Origin of the sequence: Cohnella sp. SGD-V74, assembly GCF_003001675.1 — a bacterium.
Classification (GTDB): domain Bacteria; phylum Bacillota; class Bacilli; order Paenibacillales; family Paenibacillaceae; genus Cohnella.
Window position 1 is genome coordinate 346,697 of the sequence record NZ_PVYW01000002.1, and the last position, 14,232, is coordinate 360,928.

General features: G+C 58.6%; 16 protein-coding genes. 4 read left to right on the forward strand and 12 right to left on the reverse strand.

Annotated elements, in window-relative coordinates:
* Positions 1 to 18: 18 nt before the first annotated feature.
* From B0G52_RS04050 to B0G52_RS04065, 4 genes are read right to left on the reverse strand one after another with little or no spacing between them, the layout of a single operon-like run.
* Positions 19 to 2,250 (reverse strand): carboxypeptidase-like regulatory domain-containing protein, encoded by a 2,232-nt coding sequence (locus B0G52_RS04050; RefSeq protein ID WP_233162379.1) that lies wholly within the window; start codon positions 2,248 to 2,250, stop codon positions 19 to 21.
* Entirely contained in the window at positions 2,234 to 2,572 is a 339-nt protein-coding gene (locus B0G52_RS04055; protein ID WP_094042232.1) for a hypothetical protein, read from the reverse strand. The genes B0G52_RS04050 and B0G52_RS04055 overlap by 17 nt, the downstream gene beginning before the upstream one ends.
* Positions 2,550 to 3,179, reverse strand: coding sequence for a sigma-70 family RNA polymerase sigma factor (locus B0G52_RS04060; RefSeq protein ID WP_369827007.1), 630 nt, complete (start codon positions 3,177 to 3,179; stop codon positions 2,550 to 2,552). The genes B0G52_RS04055 and B0G52_RS04060 overlap by 23 nt, the downstream gene beginning before the upstream one ends.
* Before the next feature lie 42 nt (positions 3,180 to 3,221).
* Positions 3,222 to 3,653, reverse strand: a complete 432-nt coding sequence (locus B0G52_RS04065; RefSeq protein ID WP_094042233.1) for an Lrp/AsnC family transcriptional regulator — start codon at positions 3,651 to 3,653, stop codon at positions 3,222 to 3,224.
* A gap of 128 nt (positions 3,654 to 3,781) precedes the next feature.
* Between B0G52_RS04065 and B0G52_RS04070 the strand changes: the two genes are divergently transcribed.
* Complete coding sequence (locus B0G52_RS04070; protein ID WP_094042234.1) at positions 3,782 to 4,564, forward strand: MBL fold metallo-hydrolase; 783 nt, start codon at positions 3,782 to 3,784, stop codon at positions 4,562 to 4,564.
* A gap of 182 nt (positions 4,565 to 4,746) precedes the next feature.
* Here the strand turns inward: B0G52_RS04070 and B0G52_RS04075 are convergent, their stop codons facing one another.
* Complete coding sequence (locus tag B0G52_RS04075) at positions 4,747 to 5,427, reverse strand: queuosine precursor transporter (RefSeq protein WP_094042235.1); 681 nt, start codon at positions 5,425 to 5,427, stop codon at positions 4,747 to 4,749.
* A 148-nt stretch (positions 5,428 to 5,575) separates the two neighbouring features.
* The gene (locus B0G52_RS04080) at positions 5,576 to 7,033 is read right to left on the reverse strand and encodes a DHA2 family efflux MFS transporter permease subunit (RefSeq protein ID WP_094042236.1); all 1,458 of its coding nucleotides are present in this window, start codon (positions 7,031 to 7,033) and stop codon (positions 5,576 to 5,578) included.
* 118 nt (positions 7,034 to 7,151) lie between these two features.
* On the opposite strand from B0G52_RS04080, the gene B0G52_RS04085 reads away from it, so the two are divergent.
* Positions 7,152 to 7,721, forward strand: coding sequence for a PadR family transcriptional regulator (locus B0G52_RS04085; protein ID WP_158223574.1), 570 nt, complete (start codon positions 7,152 to 7,154; stop codon positions 7,719 to 7,721).
* Positions 7,722 to 7,802: 81 nt separating this feature from the next.
* Here B0G52_RS04085 and B0G52_RS04090 read toward each other — a convergent pair whose 3' ends face one another.
* Positions 7,803 to 8,336, reverse strand: coding sequence for a TQO small subunit DoxD (locus B0G52_RS04090; protein ID WP_094042238.1), 534 nt, complete (start codon positions 8,334 to 8,336; stop codon positions 7,803 to 7,805).
* Between the two features lie 215 nt (positions 8,337 to 8,551).
* On the opposite strand from B0G52_RS04090, the gene B0G52_RS04095 reads away from it, so the two are divergent.
* Positions 8,552 to 9,568: a YpdA family putative bacillithiol disulfide reductase gene (locus tag B0G52_RS04095; protein ID WP_094042239.1), complete on the forward strand. Its 1,017-nt coding sequence runs from the start codon at positions 8,552 to 8,554 to the stop codon at positions 9,566 to 9,568.
* 33 nt (positions 9,569 to 9,601) lie between these two features.
* On the opposite strand, the gene B0G52_RS04100 is transcribed toward B0G52_RS04095, so the two are convergent.
* Genes B0G52_RS04100 through B0G52_RS04110 form a run of 3 tightly spaced genes read right to left on the reverse strand, consistent with a single transcriptional unit; the run spans position 9,602 to position 11,762 of the window.
* The gene (locus B0G52_RS04100; protein ID WP_094042415.1) at positions 9,602 to 10,600 is read right to left on the reverse strand and encodes a PAS domain-containing sensor histidine kinase; all 999 of its coding nucleotides are present in this window, start codon (positions 10,598 to 10,600) and stop codon (positions 9,602 to 9,604) included.
* Between the two features lie 43 nt (positions 10,601 to 10,643).
* Entirely contained in the window at positions 10,644 to 11,303 is a 660-nt protein-coding gene (locus tag B0G52_RS04105; RefSeq protein ID WP_094042240.1) for a response regulator, read from the reverse strand.
* Between the two features lie 30 nt (positions 11,304 to 11,333).
* Positions 11,334 to 11,762, reverse strand: coding sequence for a GAF domain-containing protein (locus tag B0G52_RS04110; RefSeq protein WP_094042241.1), 429 nt, complete (start codon positions 11,760 to 11,762; stop codon positions 11,334 to 11,336).
* A 301-nt stretch (positions 11,763 to 12,063) separates the two neighbouring features.
* Between B0G52_RS04110 and B0G52_RS04115 the strand changes: the two genes are divergently transcribed.
* Positions 12,064 to 12,837 carry a Crp/Fnr family transcriptional regulator gene (locus B0G52_RS04115; RefSeq protein ID WP_158223575.1) on the forward strand — a complete coding sequence of 258 codons (774 nt, stop codon included), beginning with the start codon at positions 12,064 to 12,066 and terminating at the stop codon, positions 12,835 to 12,837.
* Between the two features lie 74 nt (positions 12,838 to 12,911).
* On the opposite strand, the gene B0G52_RS04120 is transcribed toward B0G52_RS04115, so the two are convergent.
* Positions 12,912 to 13,469 (reverse strand): VUT family protein, encoded by a 558-nt coding sequence (locus tag B0G52_RS04120; RefSeq protein ID WP_094042243.1) that lies wholly within the window; start codon positions 13,467 to 13,469, stop codon positions 12,912 to 12,914.
* A complete protein-coding gene (queF, locus tag B0G52_RS04125) occupies positions 13,466 to 13,957 on the reverse strand; it encodes a preQ(1) synthase (protein WP_094042244.1) in 492 nt (163 codons plus the stop codon). Before queF ends, B0G52_RS04120 begins: the two co-directional genes overlap by 4 nt.
* Positions 13,958 to 14,232 lie beyond the last annotated feature (275 nt).

Below are 14,232 nucleotides of genomic sequence, written 5' to 3' on the forward strand. Positions count from 1 at the left end.
CGACTCCCGGGATTCGTATCAATCGACTTTGCGCAATGCGGCTATAAACGCCCGGAGAGCCGGCTTCCCGGCAGCGTCCGCCGCCTGCCAATCCCCGTCGAAGCTGGCTTCCAGCGCATCTTCGAGCCGCTCCGCGTAAGCGTTCTTGTCGCCCGCTTCGCTCTCCGCCGCCAAAGCCTCGACCAGCTTCCTCCAATCGGGCGGTCCGCTCTCGTAAGGCCCTCTCTCCGGATACGCCGCCGCCAGCTCGGCGACCTTCCCGAACGAAGCGCCGGCATACAGCTCAGCCGCCAAATAGCGGCCGACGAAGCGATGCGATCGATCGCGCTCCAACGCTTCGCGGAACTGGACGATCGCTTCGTCCATTCTTCTCTGCTTCATCAGGGAGGTCGCGTACAGGGACTGAATGTAACCGTCCGTCTGCCCTCCACCCGCCGCCACATACCGCTCGTAATACGCCTCGGCCTTGAACCATTCGTTGCGTTTGTCGTAATGGTCGAACAGATTGAAGAGAACGTTCCGGTTGGCGGGAGCAAGCCGGAGCAGCGCCTCCAGATAAGGAATCGCCTGTGCTCGCAATTCGTCCGATCCGGCTAAGGAAGCCTTCGCGCTGTAAATGCGAGCGATCATATTCAGACTGTGGCGGTCGAGCGGATCGGCTTCGTGCGCCCGCTTATACTCGGCCAACGCCTCGTCCAGCCGGCCGTCCAGCATGAGACGATCGGCGGCGGTCGCCGCCCGCTCCTTCAAATAGAAGAAAGGCAGCGCGCCTATCGTGTCCTCGTTCAATCGATAACCGTTGCTTCTGGTAATCAGCCTGCCGTCTTTATCGTACGCCTCCACGTACCACAAGTAACGAAGCTCCGGATTCGAGAAGCCGAGGAGGGAGGCGGAATCGAGCTCGTGCTTGCCGTCTACATCCCGGAAGGAATAGGAGGTCCCCGTCTCATATAGATCCTCGGCGTACAACTCGATCTCGCTCTGCGCGACTCGTTCCCGAATCGCCATGCTGGACGTCCCGCTCTCGATCGGGATCGTTCCGTACAGCGTATAGGTCGAAGCCCCTTCGACCGGCTCCCAGGAGAATTTGACCGTCGATCCCGTCAGCTCGGCTCCGTTTACCGGTTCCTGGATATCGATAAGGGGCCGCATCGTGACGTTCTCGGTCAACGTATCGCCGCTTCCGACCTCGATCCAATCGTCTTTCATCGTCGGCCATGTCCAGCCGTCGATCTGTTCGAACGGCAGTCCGAGGTACAGCTGATAGCTGCCCGGGACGACGTTGTTGAATTCATAACGTCCCTGGGCATCCGTAAGAATCTGGTACGGCTCGCCGTCCACGATACTGTGATAGACGTCGCTTTCTCGACGAAGGAACACCCCGACGCGCGCCAACGGCTGACCGTCGCTTCGCTTGACCGTTCCGGATACGGTCGCTCCGGTTCCGTCCAGCGTCTTCTCCAACTGCTCGCGCAGCCGCTTCAGCTCCTCCATCACGGCCGGCGTCAGCTCGCCCATCTCGGGAAACTTCTTTTTCTCCTCCGCGATCCGCTCCTCCAGTGACTTTAGCTCCCGGTCGACGGCTTGAAGGGCGGCATCCGCCTTGCCTTCCCCGACCAGAAGCTGCGCCTTGAGCTGGGCGACCTCGCCGGAGAAATCGAGGTTGACGGACGGCGGTTCCGCTTCCAACCGTTCAACCAACCGCATCGCATCGCCCGAATCGCCCAGCCTTGCGTACAGCTTCGCGCGCTCCAACGCCAGCTTCGTCCGCCAGTTCCCTCCGCGCTCCTCCGCCTTCTCCAGCACGGCCAGCGCCTCTGCGGAGAGACCCTCGCTCATGTAATATTGCGCCAACTGAGTCGCCGCGCTGTACCGAGAACTGTCCGCCGGCCCTTCCGATACGTATTCCAGCAAATAAGGCAGCTTCTCCTCCCAGCTCCAGACCCGGCTCTCTCCGTCGCCTTGCCCGAAGGCGTACGTCGATCCGGGTCCGACGTACACGTCGAAGCTGCGCAGCGCGGTAGCGTCCCCGTAGAAGACCATATATTCGCGGATCAGCTCCAGTCTTTGGGAGGGAGCTGCCCGGTCGATGGCCGCCAGCATCGCTTTCTTGCCCCCGGGAGCCCCGGCTACGTAATCGTTGACCGCCGCCCGGACCTGAAGCTTCGGGATAACGACGAATTGCAGCAAAGACAACGCCGTGCCTATGAGCAGGGCGGCGATGACGAGATGCTTAACCTTGACCGTCACTTTCAATCGATGCCACCGCCCTCTCGTAATCGTCCTTCCAATACGTGTTGCCTCCCACTTCGATCAGTTGCCTCGGATCCCCCGAAGCCGCGTCGCCGTCGTCTTCCGGGCTCCGCAGCTGGGAAGCGGCGACAACGGCCAGAATGACGGCAAAGCTCAGCCCAAGCGGCACGACCGGAATCTCTAGCTCCTTGTTCCACAGCGCCCGAAGTCGATCGCGCCAGGATCGGGGATGAGTCCGCCGCACTACGTCCTCCTGTCCGCCGAACCGCAGTCCGTCCAGCTCCTCCCGCAGCCTTTTATTCATAGACTCCCGCTCCATCTCCGTTCCCCTCCTCCAACAGCGACTTCAGCTTCGCCCTTCCTCTGAACAGCCGAGCTTTCACCGTATTCTCGTTGCCGCCCAGCTGCTCCGCGATTTCCGCCACGCTTAATTCATTGAAATAATATAGCGCGATGACTTCCCGGTACTTGTAATCCAGCGCATGGATCGCCTCGCTTAACCGCTCGCCGCGCCACTGCGCCAGCAGCAGCTCTTCCGGCCCCGGCTCCTCTCCCTCGGCCAAGCTCTCTATGCGCTCGAACGGGAACAGGCTTCTCCAGCTCCACGTCCGCATTCTCATCCGGCAGCGGTTGGCGACGATGCGCAGCAGCCAGCTTCGCAGCTTGTCGGGCTGCTTGAGCTGAGCGATCTTGGCGTACGCCTGCGCGAACGTATCCATAACCGCCTCCTCCGCGGTCTGCCGATCCTTGACGAGCAAATACGCGGTGCGCATCAGCTCGTCGCCGTATTCGGCCATCAGCTCCCGCAGCGCGGATTCGTCCTTGGCGATCAATCTTCTCACGACATCCAGACCGGCTTCCCTCCCTACACGAATAAGATGCGTCCCGCCCCGTTCAGGTTGCACGGCGAAGGCCGAATAAAGCAAAAAAACCTCCGGATACGCTCCGGAGGGCCGCACGCCGCGCCTTTATCCTTTTAATTTGCCGATGGACAAGCTGAGCTTGTAATTGCCGTATTCGAGCAGCCGATCCAGAAACCCGTTCAAATCGTCGTGCCCCGCCGCTCTCGCGCGCAGCCAGTAGCAGCCTTCCCCGCTGACCCGATGCACTTCCTCCACGTTCTCCTCGCCGGCCGCGAACGCCAGAAACTTCTCGTGAGCAGAGCCGGATTTCAAGAACACCGTCACGAATGCAGTCAGCGCAAGGCCGAGCTTCGTCCGATCGATGCGCGCGGCGTACCCTTCGATCACCCCGGCGTCCTCCAGCTTCCGAATCCGGGCTCCGACCGCCTGTCCGGTCATATGGACGAGCTCTCCGAGCTCCTTATGCGACAGCATGGCGTTCTCCGCCAAGCACCGCAAAATGCGCAAATCCGTCTCGTCTACCGCTAAGCCCGCCAATCGCGCCAACTCCTTTCATCGGGAAACCAATCGGCCTTTTTTCGTTTCACGGGATCGTTCCCCGCACCGCCAACCTCTTTCTATAATTGTAACAGACGCGGATTTCACGAAGATAGGGGAAATGGAAAATGAAGCTTCAACTGATTCGTCACGCCACGCTGCTGCTGGAATACGGCGGCTTGCGCATTCTCGTGGACCCGATGCTGAGCGATCAGGGCGCGAGCCCTCCGATTCCGGGCACCCCGAACGAGCGGCGCAATCCGACGGTCGGACTGCCGCTGCCGGCAGGCGCTTTGGCGGAATCCGACCTTGTCCTGGTCACTCATCTGCACAAGGATCATTGGGACGATGCGGCGGCAGCCCTGCTGCCGAAAACGATGCCGATCCTGTGCCAGCCCGGGGACGAAGCGACCTTTAATGACGCTGGCTTTGCGGCGGCGCGGCCGATCGGAACGTCGACCGAGTTTCGGAATGTCGAAGTAAGCTTGACGGGAGGCCGTCACGGCACTGGGGAGATCGGCAAAGCGATGGGACGGGTATGGGGATTCGTGCTGCAGGCGAAAGGAGAGCCGACGCTGTACTTGGCGGGGGATACGATCTACTGCGAGGAAGTCGAGCAAGCGCTTGACGGCTTCAAGCCGGAAGTCGTCGTCGTGAATGCGGGCGGCGCCCGTTTCCTTGCCGGAGACCCGATTACGATGACGCCCGAAGACGTGCTGAGCGTCTGCCGGAAAGCTCCGGACGCGACCGTCGTCGCTGTGCATATGGAGGCGATCAATCACTGCGTCGTAACGAGAGAGCATCTGCGCTCGGCGCTGGCCGCGACTCCCTATGCGGATCGCGTGCTGATTCCGGAAGACGGCGAGCAGGTAAACTATACCATAGGCAGGGGCTTACAAGATTATCGATGAAAAAAAAGAAGGGCATCTATCTCCTGGAGACTGCCTCATACGGTCCTAAAACCACCTTATCACGGGTTTACCCATTCAGGTTTTAGGAGCGTATAGCATCAGAAGGAAATAGATGCCCATTACCCTGCATCCATCGATAATCGTTCGGTACGACTCGGTTGCTTACGGGACAGCCCTTGAGTCTACGCTTCCTTGAACTTAAAGTTGCGAGCCCAGTAGATGACCGGGGTGGACGCGATCGCGATGATGAATTTGAGCACGTAGGTCGTGATAACGATGTCCCACCAGACGCCCCAGGTGTATTCCCCGGCGAACGCGATCGTGCAGAAGATGAGCGTATCGACCATCTGGCTGACGCCGATGCTGCCGTTAATGCGAATCCACAGCTGGTTGCGGGAAGGGAACTTCGCCCTTAGCTTGCTGAATATTTTCACGTCGAGAAACTGGCTGACGAAGTAAGCGGCCAGACTGCCCAGCGCGATGCGCGGAGCCAGACCGAAGATCGTCTGCAGCGCGGGATCGCCGAAGTCGGTCTCCTGCGGCTGGAAGACCAGCGCCATCTGCATGATCGCCGTCGACATCAGCAGGAAGAAAAATCCGAACCATACCGCCTTCTTCGCTTCCTTCTCTCCGTATTTCTCGTTGATCAGATCCGTCGTCAAGTAAATCGTGCCGTACATCGTGTTGCCCAGCGTCATGACGAATCCGAACATGCCGATCGTCTTCACGACCTGAATGTTGGCCAGAATGACGGCGGCCGCGACCCAAGCGTACAGGCCGGTCTTGCCGAGCATCCGGTAACAGAGCAGGAACAGCGCGAAGTTGACCAGGACGAACAGAACGCCCCAACCGAAATTGAACATAGAAAACCATCCTCCTAGTTTTGATAACGCGGGAGTTTTCGAACCGCGGCCCCATTCGCCGGAGCATGCGTCAAACGACTCATTATAGCACGAAAAAACCGGATGCAGGGCGGAATATTTCCCCTCCTGCATCCGGCTTTAAGAATGATTAGGCGGCTTTCTTCTCCGGCTGCCCGTCCTTGAGCGGCTTGACTTTGCCGACGAACAGGCTAAACGGCAGCGCGGCAGCCGCGATGAAGGTCGCGACCAGGTAGACATCGTTCACGCTCATCGTGAACGACATGGCCGAGATGAAGGCCTGATCGGTCTCCCCGGCCTGAATGAACGACGCGCCATGGTGCGCGGATCTCGTGGCGAGCATCGTCGTGAAAATCGCGATGGCAAACGATCCGAACACATTGCGGGTCCAGTTCATGATCGCGGAAGCATGACCCGACAGCTCGCGCGGCAGCAGTTCCATGCCGGCGTTGCTGGACGGCATCATGACGAGCGCGATGCCCAGGTTGCGGACGACCATCCAGAACAAAATGTAGGCATGGGACACGTCGAGGCTCAGCCAGCTCAGCGTCACCGTTCCGATCGAGAGCAGCACGATGCCGGCGAACATGAGCCAGCGCGGGCCGATCGAATTGTACAGCTTGCCGACGATCGGCATCACGAGCGCCATCGCCAGAGACGCCGGCAGCAGGATCAAGCCGGTATCCATCGCGGACACGTGCTGGATCCGCTGCAGGAACACAGGCGTCAGGAACGTGCCGGAGTACAGGCTGATCGTCAGAATGTTCGTGATCACGACGTTGATCGTATATCTCCCGTTGCGGAATACCCGCAAATTCAGCAGCGGCGAATCCGCGGTCAGCTCTCTCCAGACGAACAGCGCCAGCACGAGCACACCGCCGATCAGCAGCGACAGCGTCTCCCACGATCCCCAGCCCCACTTGTGCCCCTGGCCCAGCGCGAGCAGCAGCGACGTGCTGCTGACGATGACCGTTACGAATCCGATCGCATCGAAACTCTTGGGCACGCTTAACCGATAATAAGGAATATAGGCAGCGACGCACCAGATCGCAATCAAGCCGATCGGCACGTTCATGAGAAACATCCACTGCCAATCGTAGTTTTGCAGCAGCCATCCGCTGAGCGTCGGGCCGAAGGCCGGCGCCATCATCGAAGCCAGTCCCCAGAGCGCCATCGCCATCGCTTGCTTCTCGCGCGGAATGATCTGATAGATAAGGGCCATCGTCGAAGGAATGATCAAGCCGCTGAACGCTCCTTGCAGAACGCGGAAGCCGATCAGCGCCGATGCGTCCCATGCGGCGGCGCACAAGGCCGAGGCCAGCGTAAAGCCGATCAACGAAAACAGATACAACCGTTTGTAGCTGAACCTTTCTCCCAAATAACCCACGATCGGAGCCGTCGTGCCCATGGCCAGCATGAAGCCGGTCAACGTCCAGGTGACAGTGTCCAAACTCGTCTGAAAATGATCCTTCAAAATTTCCAAGGCGATATTGATCGTGCTGGAGGCCAGAATGCACAGAAACGATCCTATAAATATTGCAACCATTATCGGCATGAAACGTATTTCTTGATTATTGCGCTCTTCCATGATGCGATCTCCGTGCCTCCGATCATCCTTATGTATGTATTTACATAATTGCTGGCAAGGAAATAATAATAACGCCAAACCCCCGATCTGTCAAAGTATGTTATCTGGAGGATTCGTCATGAATACGTTGGCCTATGGCTTGCTAAGCCTGCTCACTCACTCCCCCCTGTCCGGATACGATCTGACGCAGAGGATACAGCCATTCTGGCCGGCGAAGCACAGTCAAATCTACCCGCTGCTCGCCCGTCTCGAGAAGTACGGCATGGTATCCTGCGAGCTGATCCAGCAGAGCGACAAGCCCGACAAGAAAGTATACTCCATTCAGGAAAAAGGATTCGAAGCGCTGCGGGAATGGCTGACCGTGCCGGCCTCCGATCCGGTCATGCGCGACGAGTTGATGCTGAAGGCGTTCTGCGTGTCTCACGTGGATCCGACGGTATCGCGCGATCTGTTCGCAGCCCGTCTGGAGCATTACCGGGCCAAACTGGGGCGGCTGCAGGACAAAATCCAGTCCGTGCGCCAGATGGCGAACGCGGGCGAAACGGAAATTCCCCCGTACAACTCGCTCTTCTTCGGACCTTACATTATGTTGAACAAAGGGCTGATGGTGTGCCGGACGAACATCGAATGGTGCGAGTGGGTGCTGTCGATCATTCCGGACGGAGCCGCGGCAAGCCGGGAGGATTAGCTAGGAGAAAATAATAAAGCCGCAGCGAAGGCTGCCCTGCTCCCTCTCGGGACGGGCAGCCTTCGCTGCGGCGTTGTCGGATTATGCCGTGGGAACATCCGTCGGAGCGCCTCCTTTGCCTCCGGTCAGCTTCTTCCAGCCGAGGCGAATCCACGGGAGCAGGTAGTAGTCGAGTCCGAATTTGCCGGCGTTCGCTCCGCCGATGAAGACGAGGATGCCGAGCAGCGTCAGCCACGGGTTAGTCGATACCGTTCCGGCGAACAGGAACAGGAAGTTCATCATCAGTCCGAAGAACGCGGCCGCCGCCGTCAATCCCCCGACGATCAGTCCCAAGCCGACGAGGAACTCTCCGACCGGAATCAGGAAGTTGATCAGCTTGACGTTCGGCAGGGCGAAGTGCTCCAAGAATGCCGTATACGTCGGATAGATCGCCGTGTTCGTCGCTTTGTCCAGAACCGGACTTTCAACTGCCTTGTTGAGGAAGCCCGTCGCGTTGAAGCCTTCTCCGGTCATTTTATGCCAACCCGCATCAAGCCATTGCCAGCCGAGATAAATCCTAAGCAAAGTGAACGCTGCTGCCGCCCAGACGTTTTCCCTAAGAAACTTGATCACCATTGCCGCCATCTCCCATCGTTTTCTCTTCTCCCTACGCCTTCATTATGTCTTCTTTTCACTCCCATTAATGTGAAAATAATCACAAACTTTCGCCCGGATCAAGCCGAATCATGAACAAATGGTGACAACCGCGGCGGCGGTGCGACGATACGGTTCGGAGGGAAGCGTTCGACGTGGTACAATAGGAGGCAAAAGCACTGAATTGGAGATTCGTTATGAGCGCACAAGAGCAGGTACAGACAGAGCAAGCCATTATTATCGGAGCCGGCCCCTGCGGCTTGTCAGCGGCGCTGGAGCTGCAAGCCGCGGGCATCGAGCCGCTGCTGATCGAGAAGCATGCCATCGTTCATTCCATCTATCAATACCCGACCTATATGAACTTCTTCAGCACCGCCGAGCTGCTCGAGATCGGAGGCATTCCGTTCACGAGTCCGAACGACAAGCCGTCCCGGCGCGAAGCGCTGCAATACTACCGGGACGTGGCGCTGCGGCGGAAGCTGCGCATTCGCGCCTACGAGGAAGCGACCTTGATCCGGCCTCGGCCGGACGGCTCGTTCCTCGTCGAGACCTCCGATCGCTTCGGCGTCGTTCGCACGTACGAGACGCGCTGCGTTACCGTGGCCACCGGCTACTTCGACCATCCGAACATGCTGGGCATCCCCGGCGAAGAGCTGCCGAAGGTGTCCCATTTCTTCGGCGAGGCGCACCCGTATACCGGAATGAAAGTCGCCATTATCGGAGGCAACAACTCCGCGGTGGATGCGGCGATGGAGCTGCTCCGAGTGGGGGCGGACATTACGGTCGTGTACCGGGGCGAGCACTATTCGTCCAGCATCAAGCCTTGGGTGCGGCCGCTGTTCGAGGGCAGCGTGAACAAGGGTAATATCCGGATGCTGTTCTCCTCCCGCGTCGTGCGCATCGATCCGGACAGCGTTACGGTTCAGCCGTCGGAGCAGGGGGCCGACCCTTACCGGATCGACAACGACTTCGTGCTGGCATTGACCGGCTTCCGGCCGGAGCGGACGCTGCTCACCGACGCGGGAGCGACGGTAGATCCGGAGACGACGGTGCCCTCCTTCGACCCCGAGACGATGGAGACGAACGTGCCGGGACTGTTCATCGCCGGCGTTATCGCCGCGGGTCGCGAGGCGAACGAGATTTTCATCGAGAGCGGCCGGCATCACGGCAAGCTGATCGCTCGGCGAATCCTGGCGCTTCAGGGACCGCGTTAAAATAAAAAGCCCGCCGCGAGGGCGAGCCGGATGTTATTCGCTTGGCTGCTGGGGAATGATTAAGGAGACGAGCGTGCCTTCGCCCGGAACGGAGCGGATCTGAAGCTCGCCGCCGATCGCCCTCGCGCGTTCTTCCATGCTGAAGAGGCCAACGCCTTCCTTGCTGCCGTCCCTGACGAAGCCTTTGCCTTTATCCTGGATGACGATCTGCACATGGGAGCCGTTGTCCCGGACGTCGACTGACGCTTCGGATACGTCGGCATACCGTCCGACGTTCGTCAGCGCCTCCTGGATGACGCGATAGATGGTCGTCTCCTCTTGAATGTTGAGCCTTTTCTTCAGGTTGGAGGAGAAGGCGACCTGAATGCCGTAATGCTTGGAGTACGTATCCAGATACGTGCGAAGAGCGGGAATGACGCCGAGATCGTCCAGCACCGAAGGCCGCAGCTCCCAAGCCAGGCCGCGAACGTCCGCCATCAGATTGGCGATCTGCTCCCTGACCTTGTTCAGGTGGTCGTGAGCGCCGCTGGAGAGGATCGCGTCGACGGAAATCAGCAGCGAGAACAGGCTTTGGCCGATTCCGTCGTGCAGGTCGCGCGAGAACCGCCGCCTCTCCTCCTCCTGAATTCGCATCATCTGCGAGAGCAGCAGCTGCAGCTCCTCCTCGGCTTGCTTGCGCGCCGTCACTTCGTGACGGATGGATAAATACTGATACGGCTTGCCGTCTTCGTTCAGGAAAGGCACGATCGTCGTGTCGACCCAGTAGTAGCTTCCGTTTTTGGCGCGATTTTTAATCTCGCCTCTCCATACGTTGCCCGATCCGATCGTCCGCCACAGCTCTTTCATGAACTCCTTGCCGTGATGGCCCGAGTTGATAATCCGGTGATCCTGCCCCATCAATTCCTCTCGCGAATAGCCGGAAATGTCGCAGAACCTGTCGTTGACGTAATGGATTTTTCCCGTGCGGTCGGTTACCGCCACAATCGACGCCTCGTCCAGCGCGTACTTGAGATCGGACAACTGCTTGAGCATATCCTCGTGCGAGCCGCTCTCCGTCGAGCCGTATTTACCGTAATCATGCGTCAAAATTCAGCAGTCCCTTCTTCATCGCGAATTTGACCAGATCGGGCCTCGTTTTGAGATTGAGCTTCTCCATCAGATTGCTTTTGTGGGATTCGACCGTTTTGACGCTAATGATCAACTGCTCGGCGATATCCTTGTTCGTGTAGCCCTGAGCCACCTTGGCGAGAATCTCGCGTTCCCTCTCGGACAGCGATTCGTACGTTCCCGCGTCGCCTCCGCCGTTTTTCAGTTTATCCAAATATTCGCTCATCAGCCGCTTGGTCGCCGTCGGGTGCAAATACGCGTTGCCCTGGGCGACATGGCGGATGGCGCTGATCATCTCTTCGTGCGGGGCGCTCTTGAGCAAGTACCCGGAAGCTCCCAGATGAATTGCCCGGAACAAATATTCCTCGTCGTCGTGCATCGTCAAAATCAAGACGGCCGTATCCGGAAGCTGCTTCTTCAGCTCGGCGGTCGTGCTCAGCCCGTCCTTGCCGTGCGGCATGCTGAGGTCCATCAGCACGACGTGAGGACGGCACTGCATCGCCTTGGCGATCGCCTCTTCCCCTTCGGCCGCTTCCCCGACCACTTCCATGTCCTCCTTGGCGCTTAGCAGCATCGCCAAACCGGATCGAACGACGGCGTGATCGTCGACCAGCAATATTCGGATCATTATCCGGCCTCCTTCCTTGTTATGCTGCTATCATAACAAATCCCCGATCCATTCGGCTATCTCCGCGGCGGCTTTCGTTACCGTCTCGCGTTCCGGCGGACCGTAAGCGCGCTTCGTTCGGTTTCCCGCGAGCAGGATGCCGACGATGTCCGGTCCGGCCATGACCGGAGCCGCATAAGCGGATTGCAGCCGCTCGGTCAGCAATATGGAATCGGCGCGCTTCTTGGCTTCCCCGCTGTCCCAGACGAGCCCGCGCCCCACCTTGATCACTTCGCCTTCGATCCCCTGGCCGTAACCTACGCTTATATAGGAATACCGATCGTTCAAATTGCCGGACGCCCATTTCCAGCGCGCGCTGCGCTCTCTCCGATCGATGACGGCAAGCGCCGCCAGATCGCTTTCGACCGCTCCCCTAACCCCGTCGAGCACTCCCTGAATCTGTGTATCCCTCGTTTGCATAAGGCATTCCCCCGTTCAGATCCTGGTCCTTCTTCTATTGTAGCTAGACCACCTCCGCTTGTAAGTCAGGGAATCCCCTGAAAGACCGCGGGAGAATCCCCCATCTTTGCGCAGAGAATGGCCGCACAGCCGCATTACAGGGCATCGGGGCTCAAAATTTCGCCGTTTCCCCCGTTCAAAATGTGATATTCCTCACAGAAAAATAGGGGAATTCCCCTTCGCATTTCAGCGTATTCCCGGATAACATTCATTTCCTGCTCAAGGTACGATAGAGATAACAGAACGAGGGGAGATGGCAGCGATGGGCAGCGGCAACGGGCTGGCAGTAGCGATGACAAATGAACGGACGACGGGGGTTCGGGCGTGTCCCGGACATATGGGTATCGCGAACTTCTGCGAACCTAAGCAGTTCGAACGTCTGGAAAGCCTGATGGTTCCCATGCGGGTGCCCGCTGGCGGTTTCCTGTTCTGGGAAGGCGACGAAGCGGAGCATGCGTACTACGTTCGCAGCGGAAGAGTAAAGCTGCGCAAGTCGACCGAGGACGGCAAGGAATACATCCTGTCGATTCTGCAGGCGGGCGACATGATCTGCGAGTTCGCGGCTGGTCAGATGGGTCTTCAATACGCCTTCACCGCGGAAGTGACGGAGAACGCCGAGATCGGCGTCATCCATCGGTTCGACCTGGAGGCGGCCATGCGCCAAGACGGAGAGCTGGCGTTCGGATTTATGGGCTGGATGGCTTACAATCACCGGGTTACGCAATCGAAATTCCGCGATCTGCTGCTCTTCGGCAAACCGGGCGCTCTGGCTTCGACCTTGATTCGCCTGAGCAATTCGTTCGGCGTGGTCGAGCCTTACGGAATCCGTATCGACATGAAGCTGACTCACGCGGAGCTGGCCGATTTTATCGGAGCGACGCGCGAGAGCGTCAACCGGATGCTGAACGAGTTTAAGGAAAAGGACATTCTAGATTTCCGCTACGGCAAAATCATTATCCGCAGCCTCAGCGCTCTGCAGCAAATATGCCGCTGCAACACCTGCCCGACCTGTCCGGAGGAAATCTGCCGCATATAACCCCCTCCACGCGAAGAAGAGGCCGATGCTCCCTTGAAGGGAAAACATCGGCCTCTTTAGTGTAGTTGGGGAGCTTAAGCCATCCTCGTTCGAGACTGCGGCAATAGCTGAATGACGATCGCGCCCAGCAGCTGCATGCCGACTTTGACGGCGATCTGTCCGGCGATGGCGTAGCCGACCAAGCTCCACGGCAGGAATCCGGCTCCGAGCGGGGACAGGCCGACGATGACGAAGACGACGCTGTCGACCGCCCCTCCGACGATGCCGCTGTACAGCACCCGCAGCGACATCGGCAGCTTCAAGCGGGAGTAAATTTCGGTGTCCGCCGTTTCCGAGAACAGGAAGGTGAGGGCCGAAGCGCCCACGATCCACAGCGTATCGTCCAGCAGGAACGAGGTGAGAGCGGAGATCGCCATCGCCGTCACGATGACGATGTACGTGTTGCGGCGTCCGATCGCGTTCTGCACGAGATCGCGGAAAATAAACGTCGCCCCGATCAGAAACGACCCCGCGGGAATAATCAGATAACCCAGCCGAACGGGCGCATAAGCGGCGGTTACGACGTTGGCGGCGACAATGGCGAGCAGATACAGCGCGATCAGCGCTATTTTTACCCCGTAGCCTCTCTTCATCGGTTATCCACCTTCTCCGGGTATAGGTCGTGGTTCAACAGTCGATGCTCGGCCATCCGCTCGTACTTGGCGCCCGGCTGCCCCCAGTTGCAATAAGGATCGATCGAAATGCCTCCGCGCGGCGTAAACTTGCCCCACACTTCGATATAACGCGGATTCATCAAGGCGATCAGATCGTTCATGATGATGTTCATGCAATCCTCGTGAAAATCGCCATGATTCCGAAAACTGAACAAATACAGCTTGAGCGACTTGCTCTCCACCATTTTCCGGTCGGGAATGTACGAGATGTACAGCGTCGCGAAATCGGGCTGACCCGTGATCGGGCACAGGCTGGTAAATTCAGGGCAGTTAAACTTGACGAAATAGTCCCTGCCCGGGTGCTTGTTATCGAACGACTCCAGAATGCCCGGATCGTACTCGAACGCATACTTGGTCCCCTGATTGCCGAGCAGCGTGAGGTCTTGCATTTCTTCCGGCTTGCGCATAAAAAAATCCCCTTCCTTGTATGAAGAAAGAGAATTCGCTGGTTAACTGTTCCGCTAAATAAACATGAAAAAAACGGCGCTCCATTAACGGCCGAAGGCTATCCCGCATCGCGGTCGCAGGGCGCTCCGGACGAGAATCGGCCGATTCGGTTCGGCGATCTGGTCATCCGGAACGCTCCGCTCGAGGGACAGCCTTGCTAGGGCATGTATGCAAACCCGCTCGGGGGCATCTTTCACCGCCTGTTCGCCCCCCTGCTTCGTCACTTTTGCTTGAC

What these genes read in the sequence shown, in the direction of transcription:
- B0G52_RS04055 (WP_094042232.1), bottom strand. Translation starts at nt 2,572, where the DNA reads ATGGAGCGGGAGTCTATGAATAAAAGGCTGCGGGAGGAGCTGGACGGA.
- B0G52_RS04070 (WP_094042234.1), top strand. Translation starts at nt 3,782, where the DNA reads ATGAAGCTTCAACTGATTCGTCACGCCACGCTGCTGCTGGAATACGGC.
- B0G52_RS04075 (WP_094042235.1), bottom strand. Translation starts at nt 5,427, where the DNA reads ATGTTCAATTTCGGTTGGGGCGTTCTGTTCGTCCTGGTCAACTTCGCG.
- B0G52_RS04080 (WP_094042236.1), bottom strand. Translation starts at nt 7,033, where the DNA reads ATGGAAGAGCGCAATAATCAAGAAATACGTTTCATGCCGATAATGGTT.
- B0G52_RS04085 (WP_158223574.1), top strand. Translation starts at nt 7,152, where the DNA reads ATGAATACGTTGGCCTATGGCTTGCTAAGCCTGCTCACTCACTCCCCC.
- B0G52_RS04090 (WP_094042238.1), bottom strand. Translation starts at nt 8,336, where the DNA reads ATGGTGATCAAGTTTCTTAGGGAAAACGTCTGGGCGGCAGCAGCGTTC.
- B0G52_RS04095 (WP_094042239.1), top strand. Translation starts at nt 8,552, where the DNA reads ATGAGCGCACAAGAGCAGGTACAGACAGAGCAAGCCATTATTATCGGA.
- B0G52_RS04100 (WP_094042415.1), bottom strand. Translation starts at nt 10,600, where the DNA reads ATGCTCAAGCAGTTGTCCGATCTCAAGTACGCGCTGGACGAGGCGTCG.
- B0G52_RS04105 (WP_094042240.1), bottom strand. Translation starts at nt 11,303, where the DNA reads ATGATCCGAATATTGCTGGTCGACGATCACGCCGTCGTTCGATCCGGT.
- B0G52_RS04110 (WP_094042241.1), bottom strand. Translation starts at nt 11,762, where the DNA reads ATGCAAACGAGGGATACACAGATTCAGGGAGTGCTCGACGGGGTTAGG.
- B0G52_RS04115 (WP_158223575.1), top strand. Translation starts at nt 12,064, where the DNA reads ATGGGCAGCGGCAACGGGCTGGCAGTAGCGATGACAAATGAACGGACG.
- B0G52_RS04120 (WP_094042243.1), bottom strand. Translation starts at nt 13,469, where the DNA reads ATGAAGAGAGGCTACGGGGTAAAAATAGCGCTGATCGCGCTGTATCTG.
- queF (WP_094042244.1), bottom strand. Translation starts at nt 13,957, where the DNA reads ATGCGCAAGCCGGAAGAAATGCAAGACCTCACGCTGCTCGGCAATCAG.